Below are 15,746 nucleotides of genomic sequence, written 5' to 3' on the forward strand. Positions count from 1 at the left end.
CGTTAATAAAGTTTCGTGTAAAATTATACAACTTACAGACGACAACTTTACGGCAAAGTTTAGTTAAGAGCATGCTAATTATGTTAATGTAGCATTCGGAATATCAAAATCGGCGATTACTTATCCTCTTCATGTAGTAAATCAGAGTTAAAATAGGTATTTGTAGTTCCTTTAAAAACAGTTCCTAAGGATAGCACCTTATATCCGGAAAAAAGATGAATGACTTCTGTTCCGAACAAAATAAAAGAAGAATCATTACAGCTAATGTTTATATGAAACTCTGCGAAAGGATATTGTGTTGTTTTATCAAAAACCAGGTTCACTTTTTTGATCTTATTCCAATCAATTCCCAATTTTCCCCCCTTGTTGATTATTTGCTCAAAATTATTTTTATAGTTGAGTTGTGCCGAATCTGCATACAATCTAAAACTATCTAAAAACGTACTTTTTTCTTCTTCGGGCATGTGCATCACTTTGCACATGATATCTATTAATTCTTTGTAATTAGAACTATCAATATATAGCTTTTTGCATTGTGAAAAGTCTTTGCTTTTAAATGCCGAAATGATCGAATCGGCTAATTTGGTTGAATCTGAAATTTGTGCGGCAACATCATTTTTAATAAATAAAAACACCAGGAGTATAAGTGTAATTTTTTTCATTATCAACCTTTATTTAGGCAATAAATATACAACGTTGTGTAACGAATTGAAGACGCTGAATAGAAATACAATTGCTTACAGGCTGCCCGATTGAAGCGGCACCGAAGCGCAGCGGAGGTATAGCGAAAAGCGAGAACAAAAGTTTACTAATGATCTGCAGGAGACAGCCCAATAAAAAAGCATCTGCACTTTAGGTTAGTAAATAAAGTACAAATGCTTGTTGTAAGTATTACTATTTTTAAGCTCTGATGCCCACTTTAAAAGCAAGGCTGAAATAAGAGAATGAATGTGCTTTATTGTCTTTTGTAGAAAAGCGCCACTCCTGTCCATTGGTGAAAGGAGGGTTTTTATGGTTGCCTACTGTTTCGCCCACACCAATAAAACTATTGGGGCATTCTAAGCGAAAGCCATAAGTTTCATCTTTATGTAAATGAATATTGTTGAGATCAAAGTTGATCCATTTACCGGAATCGTTCTTGCTTAATTCAACGGTTGCTGAACCTAATTGCTTTCCCCATATTTTTTGTTCGGGGTCGAAAGAATAAATGGTAAGCACAGCTTTCCCCGGCGTGGCAACAATGGAAGAATAAATTTCGATGTTGTTAATATCTCCTTCAACCGGCGATTTAAACGTTTGTCCGCCGCTGATGTTTTCCTGGTGTGATGGATGATGACCGATCCAGGTGGTAGTGTTGTTATTTACTTGTTCTACTGCAGTATTCTGCAATGAGGAATTTTTTGGAAGCGTTGGCATTTTGTTATCGTTTTAATAATTAGCAAATGTTGTTTCAAAAAGGCAGGAAGGATAATTTTATAACACTTTAAGTTAAACAAATATTATACGAGACTGAAGTTTTTTTGCTAAAGCGCTGTTAATCTTCATGAATAACTAATTTCATTAACAAACACTGTGAGTACTAATAGTGTAACTGTTTATTAAAATATATTTGTAAAAATTATAGTTATTTCTTCAGTTAATAATATACTACAAACTCCTATTGAATATTTAAAAGGCGTTGGCCCTTTACGCGGCGATATGTTGCGGAAAGAATTGAATATTCATACGTTTAAAGACTTACTGGAGTTTTATCCTTTTCGCCATGTTGATAAAACCAAGATCGATAAGATTTCCTCCTTAACGCCTAATACAGAATACGTGCAGGTTGCAGGCAGGTTGAATCAGTATGAAACAGTAGGAGAAAAACGAGGCAAACGCTTAGTAGCTTATTTGCAGGATGATAGTGGTGAGATTGAATTAACATGGTTCCAAGGCATTAACTGGATACAGAAAACATTAGAGATCGGACAACGTTATTTGGTTTTTGGTAAAGCAAGCTTTTTTATGGGCAATCCCCAGATCATTCATCCTGAGATGGAAATATATACACCTGAAAAAGCAGGAGGAAGAAAATATTTAGAACCCATTTATTCCTCTACTGAAAAATTAAAAGCAAGAAGTTTGACAGGACGTGCAATGGGCAAGCTGACATTTGCGCTGTTGCAACAAATATCAGAAAAAGATATTCCTGAAAATCTGCCGGCTTCGCTTGTTCAAAAATTTAATTTTATTTCAAGATATGAGGCTTTTAATAATATACATTTCCCTGTATCGGAAGAGTCTTACAATATTGCAGTAAGAAGGTTAAAGTTTGAAGAATTTTTCTTTGCACAATTGCGATTGGCATTAATAAGAAGCTCCCGCCATCGCTTTAGTAAAGGTTTGTTGTTTGATAAAGTAGGTGACCTATTTAATACATTTTACAATACCTATCTTCCTTTTGAATTAACGGGTGCGCAAAAAAGAGTGTTGAAGGAAATAAGAAAAGATACAGGCAGCAACCGGCAGATGAATCGTCTCTTGCAGGGGGATGTGGGAAGTGGAAAAACAATTGTTGCATTGTTAAGTATGTTGTTGGCGGCAGATAATGGTTTTCAAAGCTGCATGATGGCGCCTACAGAAATATTGGCGCAGCAGCACTTTAACGGTATTTGTAGCTTATTAAAAGACATGCCGGTGAGAGTAAGATTGCTGACAGGATCTACCAAAACAAAAGAAAGAAATGAAATAATAAAGGCTTGTGAAGAGGGTTCTTTGAATATATTGATCGGCACACATGCGGTGATTGAAGATAAGGTGGTATTTAAAAATTTAGGCTTTGCTGTGGTGGATGAGCAGCATAAGTTTGGTGTGGCGCAGCGGGCGCAATTATGGAAAAAAAATACAATACCACCGCATATTTTGGTGATGACGGCAACGCCTATCCCAAGAACGTTGGCTTTAACGGCTTACGGCGACCTTGATTACAGCATAATGGATGAATTACCGCCCGGCAGACAACCCATTGCTACTGTTCATCGTTATGAAAATAAACGGCCGCAGGTAATGGATTTTGTAAAAGAAGAAATTGCAAAGGGGCGACAGGCTTATATCATTTATCCGTTAATTGAAGAATCATCCAAGATGGATTATGAAAACTTGATGAAAGGGTATGAAGAAGTAAAATCATTTTTTCCCGAACCTAAATATTGGATAAGCATGGTGCATGGCAAGCAGCCTGCCGATCAGAAAGAAACCAATATGCAACGTTTTGTAAAAGGCGATACTCAGATAATGGTTAGTACGACCGTTATTGAAGTAGGTGTAAATGTGCCGAATGCGTCTGTGATGGTTATTGAAAGCTCGGAACGTTTTGGGCTGTCGCAATTGCATCAGTTACGTGGAAGAGTTGGGCGGGGAAGCGATAAGAGTTTTTGCATTTTATTAACAGGCAGCAAGATATCAAATGAAGGCAGAGAGCGTCTTAAAATATTGTGCGCTACCAACGACGGTTTTAAAATTGCAGAGAAAGACCTTGAGATTCGTGGACCCGGCGATATAGAAGGAACAAGGCAAAGCGGCGAATTGAATTTTAAGTTAGCCAGCATTGTTCAGGATAAAGTGATATTGGAAACCGCAAGAAATATAACTTCTTCTATTCTCGAATCTGATCCGGATCTATCAACAGAAGAAAATCTCCCTATTAAAAATTTTCTGCAAATGCAAAAAGGTAAGACTGTGTGGAGCAAAATTTCGTAACTTATAGCAAATAATTGCATTGCTTGCAGTATATCATAGATAAAATAAAAACAGTTTAGGTGATCAAAAGAAGAATAACAGCTTTTATAGTATTTGTTTCAACATTTTTTATTGTTAGTCATGGTTATGCTCAATTGCAGTTTGTAGAAAACAAAGGGCAATGGGATAAGCGAATAACTTACAAATCTGATTTTGAAACCGGCGCTTTCTTTTTAGAAAAAGATGGGTTTACTGTTTTTATGTATCAGCCGGATGATCTGCAAAACTTTTCAGAATACTATCATCATGGCGCTTCTAAAATAAACGCCGCTACAAATGGAACGGATAAATTACAGCTAAAGCCTACCGCTACTTCGCAACCTGCAACATCATCAGGAGTACTTCGTTCACATGCATATAAATTGAATTTTGTTGGCGGCAACAATAACCCGGTAATTGTTGCAGATAAAGTAATATCCACTTATAATAACTATTATATCGGTAATGATAAAAGCAAATGGCAAAGTAATTGTAAGATATACCAGGGCATTACTTATAAAAATGTTTATCCGAATATAGATGTACGTTATTATACCAGCGCCGGATATTTAAAGTATGATTTTATTGTTCGTCCTGGCGGAAATGTTGATGATATCAAAATGCAATATGCCGGTGTAAATAAGCTTAGTGTTAAAAACAATGAACTGATCATCGGCACCTCCATCGGCGATAGCAAAGAGTTATATCCTTATACGTATCAACTAAATGATGAAGGCAGACAAACACTCGATTGTAAATATGTAGTAAAAGGAAATACCGTTCAGTTTACTATAAAAGATTATCAGCCCAATGCTACTATAGTAATTGACCCTACTCTAATATTCAGCACCTTTACGGGAAGCACTGCAGATAACTGGGGCTATACGGCAACGCCGGGTCCTGATGGAAGTATGTTTGCTGCAGGTATCGTTTTCGATTTTGGATATCCAACTTCACCGGGAGCCTTTCAGCAAAATTTTAATAGCAACGGAACAGGCGATGACCAGTTTGGTGTGTATGATATCGGTATTATAAAACTTTCCTCTAACGGCGCTAACCGAATTTACGGTACTTACCTTGGCGGCAGCAGAAATGAACAGCCGCATAGTATGATCTGTGATAAGCAAGGAAACCTGATCGTTGCTGGACGTACTTTGTCATCTGATTATCCAACAAAGAATGCGCAGGGAGGAGGCAGCAATGTAATTGGTACCGGTGGTGGGTATGATATTTTTATTACCAAGTTTAATTTTGATGGTACAGCTTTAATAGGCTCCGTTCGTATTGGCGGTTCGGGAGATGACGGCGTAAATGTCCGTCCGAAGTATATCGGGGCAAAAGGTGCAGAATCTATAAGAAGAAACTACGGCGATGATGCCCGCAGCGAAGTGATCGTTGACCCTAATGGTAATGTATATCTTGCATCATGCACAAGAATAGATGGATCAGGAAATAATTTTCCAATAAAAAATACTTCTGTTCAAAACTCTTTCGGCGGTGGCAACCAGGATGGAGTAGTGCTAAAATTTTCTCCTGACCTGTCTGTATTAAATTTCAGCACTTATTTTGGAGGTTCGGGGGATGATGCTTGTTTTGTACTGGCAGTAAGTCCTACTAACGGTGACGTGTATGTTGCCGGAGGTACTGCAAGCAGTGATCTGCCGGGTAATAAAACCAATGTACTAAGCGCAACATATAGAGGTGGTGCAACCGATGGCTTTATTACAGAATTAAAGTCAGACGGTTCCGGTATTGTACACACTACTTACGTTGGAACAGGAGGTGTTGATATTGTTTACGGCATTCAGTTTGATAAATACGGATACCCTTATATAATGGGCACTACAAGTGGTACATGGCCTGTTATCAATGCTATCTTCAGCAATCCTAACAGCAAGCAATTCATTGGAAAACTACAAACAGATCTTTCAGGCTATGTGTATTCTACTGTTTTTGGTAATGGCAGTGCAGATCCCAATATATCACCGGTTGCATTCCTGGTAGATCGTTGCCAAAATGTATATGTGTCGGGTTGGGGTGGTGAATTGAATAGCGCTGACGATTATCCTTCGGCAGGAACATCCGGTTTACCACTCACAGCAAATGCTATTCAACAAAATACCGATGGTTCTGACTTTTACTTCTTTGTTTTGGAAAGAGATGCCACCAGCCAATTATTTGGAAGTTACTATGGGCAAATTGGAGGTTTCCCCGATCACGTAGATGGAGGCACCAGTAGATTTGATGCGAATGGAGTTATATACCAGGCTATGTGTGCCAATTGTGCTATAACAGGTGAGCCTAATGTGAATTTCCCAACTACGCCGGGTGTTTGGTCGTCAAGAAATCGTTCCAGAGATTGTAATGAAGCAGCAGTAAAGATTGAAATGGATTTTACCGGGGTAGCTGCAAGCATTAAATCTACCATCAATGGAAGAATTGATACGGCGGGATGTGTGCCTTTGGATATTGTATTTACAGATACACTCGCTAAAGGAAAACAATATCGTTGGAATTTTGGAGATGGTACAACTGAAATACAAACTATCGTTCCAACTGCAACTCATACTTTTACGACTACGGGTTATTTTAAAGTGCGTTTAATTTCTATTGATTCATCTACCTGTAATATTGCAGACACGGTATATATAAATGTTCATGCAGGAAGTAATATAATCGATGCCTCTTTTACTCCGGCCAAAGTTGGCGGATGCCAGAGTTTGACCTATCAATTCAATAATACTACTACTGCTGTTATTCCTGTTTATACCGATTCAAGTTTTATATGGGATTTTGGAGATGGAAGCCCTGAAGTAAAAGCCAATAAAGTAGCCGTCACGCATACGTTTCCTTCTGCAGGCACCTATAAAGTTATGTTGATCGCAGATGATACTACTTTCTGTAACTCGCCCGATACAGCCATTCTTACTTTGAATTTAGCCATGAATGTAAAGGCGGCATTTACTACTCCTGCAAAAGGATGTTCTCCTTACACAGCAGTTATTACCAACACATCGCTTGCAGGTACTGAATTTAATTGGGACTTTGGAGATGGAACAACATCCACGAGCACCAACCCAACAGTAACACATTTATATAGCGATACAGGTACTTATACCATACGGTTAATTGCAAAGGACATCTCTACCTGTAATTTGGTGGATACAACTTATTTTACAATAATGGTTGTTCAAAAGCCAACTGCCACATTTACCTATTCACCTGATCCATCAAAAGAAAATACACCGACAGAATTTACCAATGCTTCTGTAAATGCTACACATTATGTCTGGAATTTTGGAGATGGAGATACATCAATACTCGTTAATCCTATTCATCAATATAATGCCTCTACTACATTTCATACTTGTTTAGTAGCATTAAATGATGTGGGATGTGCAGATACCACCTGCCAGGATATTACAGCAATTGTGTTGCCTTTGTTGGATGTTCCCAATGCTTTTACACCCGGAAAATTTGGAACAAACAGTGTAATTAAAGTGGTTGGATTCGGCATTGGAAAAATGGATTGGAAAATTTATAATCGCTGGGGACAATTAATCTTTCAATCAAATGATAAGGATAATGGTTGGGATGGAACTTTTAAAGGAGCATTGCAACCAATGGATGTTTATACGTACACGTTAGATGTTGAATTTACAAACGGAAAAAAGTATCGTAAGACGGGAGATATATCATTATTGAGATAAGAAGTAATTAACAGAAGAATTTTAAATTGAACAGATGAATTGGAAACGAAAAATATTATTATTGATCATTGGATGTGCGCCATTTCTTTATGGTGAAGCACAGGACCTGCATTTTTCGCAATTCTATAATTCGCCATTAACAGCCAATCCTGCTAATACAGGCTTTATACCTGATGCCGATTATCGTTTTGGCGGAACGTATCGCAATCAATGGTCATCAATATTGTCATCACCTTATAGAACATTCAGCGTATTTGGAGATGCGCAGGTAATGCGCAATAAATTTGAAAATGGCTGGTTGGGCTTAGGCGGCGTAATACTTAGTGATGTGGCAGGTAGTGGAAATATGAGAAGTACAAAAGTGTATGGTTCTTTGGCATATCATCAAATGTTAGGAGAAAGCAGCTTGTTAAGTGCCGGCTTTAACCTGGGCTGGGCAAATAAACGTATTGATGTAAGCAAGTTGGTTTTTCCTGACCAGTTTGACGGTAAATTTTTCGACGCCGGGTTACCTACTTCTGTAGTACTTACCAATACCAATGTCAGCTATTTTGATATACAGGTTGGAATGAACTATGCTTATTTCCCTAATGAAAATACGTATGTCCACTTTGGATATTCATTGCTACATGTAAATCAGCCACGGGAAACATTTTTTACTGAAGGAGAAGGAAGCATCATACCAATGCGACATGTTGTTTTTGCTGACGCGATGTTAAAAGTAAATGATCGTGTTATTTTAAATCCGAATGGGTATTTTACAACGCAGGCAAATGCTACTGAAACGATATTAGGACTTACGCTCAACTATGATCTAAGTGGCGATAAAGAAGGTGATAGGCAATTGATATTAGGCTTGTACGACCGTTTGGGAGATGCGTTGATACCTACAGCAGGGTTGGAGATAAATAACATTCGTTTTACATTTAGTTATGATGTAACAAACTCTTCCTTAAGTAATTTTAACAGCTCGCAGGGTGCACAGGAATTGAGTATTATAAAAAAAGGTTTTTATAATAACTATAATGGAGATAAACGACAAAGCCTGTGCCCACAATTTTAACAGCGTTCATTAATTTCATTTATTTTTATCCTGATTTTATAAAACCTATATAATGAAAAAAATATTTTTTGCCGTATTATTTCTTTCCATTTCAATGATATCATTAGCACAAGAAGCAAAGGAAGAAGGAGAAAAAGTATTCAAGAAAGAAAATCTCTTTACAGGAGGCGGAGTGAATGTGGGTATTTCAACTTATTCAACGGTATTGGGCGCCAATCCTGTATTAGGATATAGTGTTGCAAAATGGCTGGATGCTGGAATTGCATTTAATTTTACATATTCTTCCAGTCGGTATATTAATTCATATGGAGAATTAACCGGCGATAAATTACGGCAGCTTTTATATGGCCCGGGAGTATTTGCAAAGATCTATCCGATAGACGTAATATTTGTGCAGGCACAGTTCGAAGAAAATTTTATTCATCAACACGATGTAGATGCTAATGGCAATACATACAACTATCCTAATATCTCCGTTCCAAGTTTGTTAGTAGGTGCAGGTTATTGTACGGATAGGGATAATAGCCGTGAGCCATTTTTCTATCTTTCTATTTTGTTTGATGTTTTAGATAGAGATTATTCGCCTTACACAGAACCAACTTCCAGTGGCAAGCCGGCAATAGTTCCAATCATACGCGGAGGCGTGCAGATCCCTTTGTTCCAGGGAAGTAGAAGTCGTTACAGAAGTTCCAACTAAAATAAATAGTCCGGTAATAATTCAGGATTTTCTAAAATCGTTATTCTTGAATCAATTTTTTCATGCAGAAAGTTTTCTTCCTGCATTTTTTTTAAATGATTCAATAAGAAGTTATAAAAACCATTTGTATTCAATAAGAATATCTTTTTGTTGTGAATGCTTAATTGATTCCAGGTGAGCATTTCAAAAAATTCATCCAGGGTTCCTACGCCGCCGGGAAGTATAATAGCAGCATCACAACGTTCATACAATAATTTTTTCCTGGTATGCATATCATCTACTACTATTAACTCTGTAATAGTAGTATGCTGGTGTTCCCATTGTGTAAAAAAAGAAGGAATAATACCTATCACTTTTCCATTTCTTTCCATAGCAGCATTAGCAACGGCACCCATTAAGCCTTTGCTGCTGCCTCCATAAATTGCGTCAATCCCTTTTTCTGCAAGCAGATAACCTAATTGTTGAGCATGTTGTATAAACAACGGATCATTACCGGTTTTACTTCCGCAAAAAACAGCCATGGCTTTTATTGTCATAAATTATCTAACTTGAAATTAAATTAGTGATATTGCTTCTGCTAATTTATAGTATTAAACCATTATTAATTCATTTATGTCTGCACAGTTGTTGCTTTGTTTTGTTGTTGGATATTTTTTAATACTTTTTGCGGTAGCCTGGTACACCAGTCGTAATTCCAATAACGATTCTTTTTTTATTGGCAACCGAAACAGCAACTGGATGCTGGTAGCATTTGGAATGATCGGCACCTCCCTGAGCGGAGTAACCTTTGTGAGTGTTCCGGGAAGTGTTGGAAATATTGCCAAGGCAGGAGGTTTGGCAACAGGCATAATATACTTCCAGGTAGTGATCGGGTATTTATTAGGATACATGGTAATTGCATATGTGCTGCTGCCTTTATATTATAAAATGAATCTTACTTCTATTTATAATTACCTGCAACAACGGTTTGGAAATTGGGCGTATAAAACAGGTGCTTCTTTTTTTATTTTATCACGAACAGTCGGTGCCACTGCAAGATTGTATTTGGTAATTAATATTCTGCACATTTTTATTTTATCAAGATTACAAATTCCTTTCTGGATATCCGTTGCAGTGGTTTTATTAATGATCCTTTTATACACGTTCGAAGGCGGTGTAAAAACAATTGTATATACCGATACCTTGCAAACAACTTTAATGATAGTAGGCTTGATCGTCTGCACAATTTACATTTTATCTCACCTGCATTTATCTGTTGGCAATGCTGTTAATGCAATGGAATCAAAACATCTGACACGTATTTTTGATATGGATTATAAAAGCAAAACATTTTTCCTGAAGCAGATTATCGGAGGTGCTTTTATAACGATTGCCATGACGGGACTTGACCAGGAAATGATGCAAAAAAATATCAGCGTTAAAACATTAAAGGATTCTCAAAAAAATATTCTAACCTTTAGCGTAGTGCTTGTTTTTGTGAACCTCTTGTTCTTATTGTTAGGGGGCTTATTGTATTTGTATGCGTATCATTACGGTGCTTCGTTTCAAAATATAATGATCGATGGAAAACCGGTTTGGACGTTTGCTCAGAACGGAACGAATATAACAGGAGATAGTTTATTCCCATCCATCGCTTTGGGCTTGCTGCAAACCATGCCTTCTGCTATAGCTGTTATTTTCATTATAGCATTAATATCTGCTTTGTTTCCCAGTGCTGATGGTGCGTTAACAGCGCTCACCTCATCTTTTTGTATTGATATTTTAGGGCTAAAACAAAGAGATGATCTGAATGAAAAGCAAAAGAAAAAAATAAGAATGAGCGTGCATCTTTCTCTTACTATTATCTTTTTTATTTGCATACTCATTTTTAGATGTATCAACAGCCGATCGATCATAGATAAGATATTAGAACTGGCGGGTTACACATACGGTCCGCTTCTCGGCTTGTTTGCATTTGGAATTTTAACAAAACGTACCCTGCCCAATCATTTTATAATTGCGTTGATTGCATTGATCAGCCCTATACTCTGCTATATGCTGCAACTCAATGCAGTAGCTTATCTTAATGGATATGTTGTTGGGATAGAAATATTGATTATAAACGGACTTTTTACATTTTTAGGTCTTCTTGCAATTTCAAAAAAGCCGTTAACCAATTAAAATTATAGTGTACTTTTGCAGCGTTAGTAAGTGCCATTCTTTGCTTTTGATTTGAAAGTGAGGGGTGGCTGTCTTTTTAAAGTAAACAGATGATGGAAATTGTAAGCTCTTTGGCAGAAGCCTATGCAAAAGAATATACTTCTCCGGAAGATGATCTGATAGCAGAAGTGGCAGCATATACCATGCAAACACACAGCAATGCACATATGCTTAGCGGCCATGTGCAGGGGAGATTTTTGTCGCTTTTGAGCAAGTTGCTTAAACCAAAATGCATATTGGAGATCGGAACCTATACCGGCTATAGTGCTTTGTGTTTGGCACAGGGATTAGAAGAAGGGGGCGAATTGCACACGTTGGAATTACGGGAAGAGGATGCGAATATCGCCAAAGGTTTTTTTGAGCGTTCCCTTGCAAAAGATAAAATAAAGTTGCATTTGGGAGATGCTAAAACAATTATTCCAACGTTAGATCAAACATGGGATATTGTTTTTATTGATGCGGATAAAACAGGTTATGTAGAATATTTTGACCTGGTAGTTCCATTGGTGAAACAGAATGGATTAATTATTGCAGATAATGTGTTGTTTCATGGAGAAGTACTATTAGAAACCATCAGCGGTAAAAATGCAAAAGCAATAGATACATTTAATGCACATGTGAAAAATGATGATAGGGTAGAACAAGTGCTGGCTACTGTAAGAGATGGATTGATGTTGATTAGAAAAAAATAAAAATCAAGACAAGATATACTTCATGTAATTCAGCAGGGATGCATGAAAGGGAAAGCAAAAATTCTGTATTGAAAATGAAGAAAAATATAACAACACTTGTTGTATGCATATTAATGACGCAGGTTGTTACTGCGCAAAAAATAACGCCTGAGCAATATATAGCAACCTATAAAGATATTGCCATGCGTGAAATGAAACGCATGGGTGTGCCGGCTGCCATCACATTAGCACAGGGATTGCTGGAAACGGAAAGCGGTAACAGCGACCTGGTGAAAAAATCAAACAACCATTTTGGCATTAAATGTAAGAATACATGGACTGCCGGTGGTGTTAGCCATAATGATGATGCAATAGGCGAATGTTTTCGTTCTTATCCAACAGCAGAAGATTCGTACAGGGATCATAGCAATTTTTTGCGTGGCGGGGATCGATATGGTTTTTTATTTAAGCTTGATCCAACAGATTATAAAGGCTGGGCCTATGGCTTAAAGAAAGCAGGTTATGCAACCAATCCAATGTATCCTACTATTTTAATAAGAAATATTGAACAATATAATTTGGAACAATATTCATTATTGGCAGCAAAGGATATGCCTGTTTATGACCCTTCTCTTTACCAGGATGATTCCGAAGTGGCGCAGGTTAAACAGTTAGAAAATGACAATTCAGATGCCAGCACACCTGTTTACCTGGATGCAGCAGGTACTGCCGGTATCATAAATAATACCAAATATATTTTTGCATCAGCAGGAACATCTTTGTTGGCTATTGCTTCAAAAAATAATATCGACCTAAATAAACTTTTAGAGTATAACGATATGAAGAAGGATGGTATTTTAGCAAAACCACAGATCATCTTTTTACAAAACAAACAAACAAGCGGTGACAAAGATTTTTACATAGTAAAGCCGGGTGAATCGCTATATGATGTATCGCAGGTAAATGCTATTCAATTGCAATCTTTAATTGAATACAACCAGTTGAATGAATCGTCGCAATTAATACCGGGTACAAAATTGAAATTAAAACCGCAAACAACTGCAACGCTGGCACCGGCTACCAATGATGTGCCCGTTAAAGCCAACGGCAATGCTACTATCCATAATGTTCAACCTAAAGAGGGATTATATTCCATTGCAAAAACATACGGCGTTACAGTGGATCAGCTAAAAGAATGGAATAACCTGGCGGATGAACAAATACAAATAGGCCAACAATTAATTGTAAGCAAACCATAACTAATGCAGGTACACGATAAAAAATTTAAACCATATATAAGCGCTGCAGAAGTAAACGAGCGTATTAAATTATTAGCTGAAAAATTAAATGCTGATTATAAAGGTAAAAAACCTTTATTCATTGCCATATTGAACGGCTCATTCATGTTTGCGGCAGAGCTGTTTAAAAGTATCCATATAGAAGCGGAAATTTCTTTTATAAAGCTGGCATCCTATAAAGGAACAAAATCAACCGGAAATGTAATTACTTCAATTGGGCTGGATGAACCATTAAAAGGACGACATGTAATTATTTTAGAAGATATAGTGGATACAGGAAAAACATTATCGCAATTTTTACCACAGTTACACGATCAGCAGCCGGCATCTTTAAAAATAGCTTCTTTATTATTTAAGCCGGATGCATTGCAGCATTCATTAACGATCGACTATCATGGGTTTACTGTTCCGAATAAATTTTTATTAGGCTTTGGTTTGGATTATGATGGGCTTGGAAGAAATACCGCAGATATTTATCAGCTGGATGAATAAATATTGTGCAAATTTTGATTGTTAGATTTTTAGAACAATTCCAATATTTTATTAATTTTCTCCAATATAATATCCCGATTTGAAAAAACTACTCCTATATATATTCTTCATTCTTTTTTCCGGAAACCTATGTGCCCAGTATTACTTTACGGGAGAAATAAAAAATACTAACGGAGAATTATTGCAAAATGTAAAAATCCTGATACGCTCCACCCGCATGCTGTATTATGGTGGTAACGACGGTAGTTACGGCATTACTTCTAAAACAGCTACCGATTCTGCTACATTTAGTTTAGATGGTTATGAAACGAAGATCATACAATTAAAGAATGCTGCTTTTCAGTCTTTGGTGCTCAGATCTTTTTCTGCGAAGCTAACCCGTAGTACGCCGCATCTTAATTCCATAACAACAGATATCAGCAAGGCAAAGCGTTTTATCATATATCCTGAAGATGATTCTTATTTTTCTTTTATAGAGAATCAAACTGCAAATGCAAAACAATATCCCAACACTGCTTTTTCATTAAATATCGATAAAGCATCTTACAGTAATATACATCGGTTCTTGAATTTTAAAACAGAAGTACCGCCAGATGCTGTTCATATAGAAGAGTTGCTGAATTATTTTGGCTTGCATTACCGCGAGCCTGATAATAATGAGCCATTCAAGATAGAGTCTTTTATAACGGATTGTCCATGGAATTTAAAAAACAAGTTGCTATACCTTGCTATTAATGCAAAAAAAATTGAGCTGACCAAAGTACCTCCGTGCAATTTGATCTTTTTGCTGGATGCTTCTGGAAGCATGGATATGCCGAACAAACTGCCTTTGATAAAAGCTGCATTTCAATTGTTGGTTAAAAATCTAAGACCGGAAGACACCGTTTCAATAATAATATACGGTGGTTCTGTTGAAACAATATTGCCTCCTACCAGCGGATCAGAAAAACAAAAGTTGATACAGGCGATAGAGCAAATAACGCCTAATGGCGATACGCCCGGCGAAGCCGCCATTCGTGCAGCTTATAAGGCAGCAGAAAAAACATTTAATAAAAAGGCTAATAATAAAATTATTTTAGCAACAGATGGAGATTTTAATGTAGCGCAAACAACTGAAGAGGAACTGGAAAAATTAGTAGAGAAAGAAAGCAAAGCAGAAATTTATCTTAGCTGTATCGGTGTTGGTAATGGAAATTTAAAAGATTCAAGTCTGCACGTTCTGGCAAAAAAAGGAAGTGGTAATTATGCTTATTTGGATAATATCAATGATGCAGAGAAAATGCTGTTAAAGGAAATGACACAAACCATCTTTGCAGTAGCTAATAATGCTTCTGTAAATGTGGAATTTAACACCGAGGTGATACAGCAGTATCGTTTGATCGGGTTCGATAATAAAAAAGATCTGTTACCTGATAGTACTCTTACATTGCCAGGCGGCGAAATAGGAAGTGGCAGCAATGTATTAGCAACATTTGAAATTACTCCTGCCTCTTCCCTGGATTCAATCAATAAAACATTTCAACAAAAAGTAGCAGATGTTTATTTGAAGTACAATTTGCCTGGCGAAGCTGCAACAAAGCAATCCAGGTATATCTGCTTAAATGATTATACTCCTCTTAAGAATATTGATAAAGACATACGTTTTGCAACTGCAGTAAACTGGTTTGGTTTAAAACTGCGCACATCTAAATTTATTGGTGTTACGGGTTGGACCGATATAGAAAATCTTGCCCTCACTTCCGTGAATGCCGACGATTACCTGCAAAAGGAATTTCTTACCCTGGTAGGCATTGCTAAAAAAGTGTATGCTAAAAAGAAAAAGTACAGCAGTGATTAACTCTGTTTGTTTTTTCTTCTCAT

At 37.0% G+C, this 15,746-nt stretch carries 12 protein-coding genes; 9 read left to right on the top strand and 3 right to left on the bottom strand.

Annotated features, from left to right (window positions below; translation table 11 throughout):
* Nucleotides 1-116: 116 nt before the first annotated feature.
* Nucleotides 117-662, bottom strand: a complete 546-nt coding sequence (locus tag K9M53_RS03055; protein ID WP_224017875.1) for a hypothetical protein — start codon at nt 660-662, stop codon at nt 117-119.
* Between the two features lie 238 nt (nt 663-900).
* Nucleotides 901-1,416, bottom strand: a complete 516-nt coding sequence (locus K9M53_RS03060; RefSeq protein WP_224017877.1) for a hypothetical protein — start codon at nt 1,414-1,416, stop codon at nt 901-903.
* A gap of 228 nt (nt 1,417-1,644) precedes the next feature.
* On the opposite strand from K9M53_RS03060, the gene recG reads away from it, so the two are divergent.
* From recG to K9M53_RS03080, 4 genes are read left to right on the top strand one after another with little or no spacing between them, the layout of a single operon-like run.
* Nucleotides 1,645-3,738 carry an ATP-dependent DNA helicase RecG gene (gene recG / locus K9M53_RS03065; protein ID WP_224019170.1) on the top strand — a complete coding sequence of 698 codons (2,094 nt, stop codon included), beginning with the start codon at nt 1,645-1,647 and terminating at the stop codon, nt 3,736-3,738.
* A 59-nt stretch (nt 3,739-3,797) separates the two neighbouring features.
* Nucleotides 3,798-7,466, top strand: a complete 3,669-nt coding sequence (locus tag K9M53_RS03070; RefSeq protein WP_224017879.1) for a DUF7948 domain-containing protein — start codon at nt 3,798-3,800, stop codon at nt 7,464-7,466.
* A gap of 34 nt (nt 7,467-7,500) precedes the next feature.
* Nucleotides 7,501-8,529 (top strand): PorP/SprF family type IX secretion system membrane protein, encoded by a 1,029-nt coding sequence (locus K9M53_RS03075; RefSeq protein ID WP_224017881.1) that lies wholly within the window; start codon nt 7,501-7,503, stop codon nt 8,527-8,529.
* 52 nt (nt 8,530-8,581) lie between these two features.
* Nucleotides 8,582-9,226, top strand: coding sequence for a hypothetical protein (locus tag K9M53_RS03080; protein WP_224017883.1), 645 nt, complete (start codon nt 8,582-8,584; stop codon nt 9,224-9,226).
* Here the strand turns inward: K9M53_RS03080 and K9M53_RS03085 are convergent.
* Nucleotides 9,223-9,747, bottom strand: a complete 525-nt coding sequence (locus K9M53_RS03085; protein WP_255580670.1) for an LOG family protein — start codon at nt 9,745-9,747, stop codon at nt 9,223-9,225. The genes K9M53_RS03080 and K9M53_RS03085 overlap by 4 nt on opposite strands.
* 91 nt (nt 9,748-9,838) lie before the next feature.
* On the opposite strand from K9M53_RS03085, the gene K9M53_RS03090 reads away from it, so the two are divergent.
* From K9M53_RS03090 to K9M53_RS03110, 5 genes are all read left to right on the top strand, one after another.
* Entirely contained in the window at nt 9,839-11,386 is a 1,548-nt protein-coding gene (locus tag K9M53_RS03090; protein ID WP_224017887.1) for a sodium:solute symporter, read from the top strand.
* An 89-nt stretch (nt 11,387-11,475) separates the two neighbouring features.
* Nucleotides 11,476-12,117 carry an O-methyltransferase gene (locus K9M53_RS03095; RefSeq protein ID WP_224017889.1) on the top strand — a complete coding sequence of 214 codons (642 nt, stop codon included), beginning with the start codon at nt 11,476-11,478 and terminating at the stop codon, nt 12,115-12,117.
* A 74-nt stretch (nt 12,118-12,191) separates the two neighbouring features.
* Nucleotides 12,192-13,355 (top strand): glucosaminidase domain-containing protein, encoded by a 1,164-nt coding sequence (locus tag K9M53_RS03100; RefSeq protein ID WP_224017891.1) that lies wholly within the window; start codon nt 12,192-12,194, stop codon nt 13,353-13,355.
* Between the two features lie 3 nt (nt 13,356-13,358).
* Nucleotides 13,359-13,886, top strand: coding sequence for a hypoxanthine phosphoribosyltransferase (hpt, locus tag K9M53_RS03105; protein ID WP_224017893.1), 528 nt, complete (start codon nt 13,359-13,361; stop codon nt 13,884-13,886).
* A 79-nt stretch (nt 13,887-13,965) separates the two neighbouring features.
* The gene (locus K9M53_RS03110) at nt 13,966-15,723 is read left to right on the top strand and encodes a vWA domain-containing protein (protein ID WP_224017895.1); all 1,758 of its coding nucleotides are present in this window, start codon (nt 13,966-13,968) and stop codon (nt 15,721-15,723) included.
* Nucleotides 15,724-15,746: the final 23 nt, after the last annotated feature.

The organism is Ferruginibacter albus, from assembly GCF_020042285.1.
In the GTDB taxonomy this organism is placed as follows: Bacteria; Bacteroidota; Bacteroidia; order Chitinophagales; family Chitinophagaceae; genus Ferruginibacter; species Ferruginibacter albus.

What these genes read in the sequence shown, in the direction of transcription:
- K9M53_RS03085 (WP_255580670.1), bottom strand. Translation starts at nt 9,747, where the DNA reads ATGGCTGTTTTTTGCGGAAGTAAAACCGGTAATGATCCGTTGTTTATA.
- hpt (WP_224017893.1), top strand. Translation starts at nt 13,359, where the DNA reads ATGCAGGTACACGATAAAAAATTTAAACCATATATAAGCGCTGCAGAA.
- K9M53_RS03090 (WP_224017887.1), top strand. Translation starts at nt 9,839, where the DNA reads ATGTCTGCACAGTTGTTGCTTTGTTTTGTTGTTGGATATTTTTTAATA.
- K9M53_RS03080 (WP_224017883.1), top strand. Translation starts at nt 8,582, where the DNA reads ATGAAAAAAATATTTTTTGCCGTATTATTTCTTTCCATTTCAATGATA.
- K9M53_RS03100 (WP_224017891.1), top strand. Translation starts at nt 12,192, where the DNA reads ATGAAGAAAAATATAACAACACTTGTTGTATGCATATTAATGACGCAG.
- K9M53_RS03095 (WP_224017889.1), top strand. Translation starts at nt 11,476, where the DNA reads ATGATGGAAATTGTAAGCTCTTTGGCAGAAGCCTATGCAAAAGAATAT.
- K9M53_RS03060 (WP_224017877.1), bottom strand. Translation starts at nt 1,416, where the DNA reads ATGCCAACGCTTCCAAAAAATTCCTCATTGCAGAATACTGCAGTAGAA.
- K9M53_RS03055 (WP_224017875.1), bottom strand. Translation starts at nt 662, where the DNA reads ATGAAAAAAATTACACTTATACTCCTGGTGTTTTTATTTATTAAAAAT.
- K9M53_RS03075 (WP_224017881.1), top strand. Translation starts at nt 7,501, where the DNA reads ATGAATTGGAAACGAAAAATATTATTATTGATCATTGGATGTGCGCCA.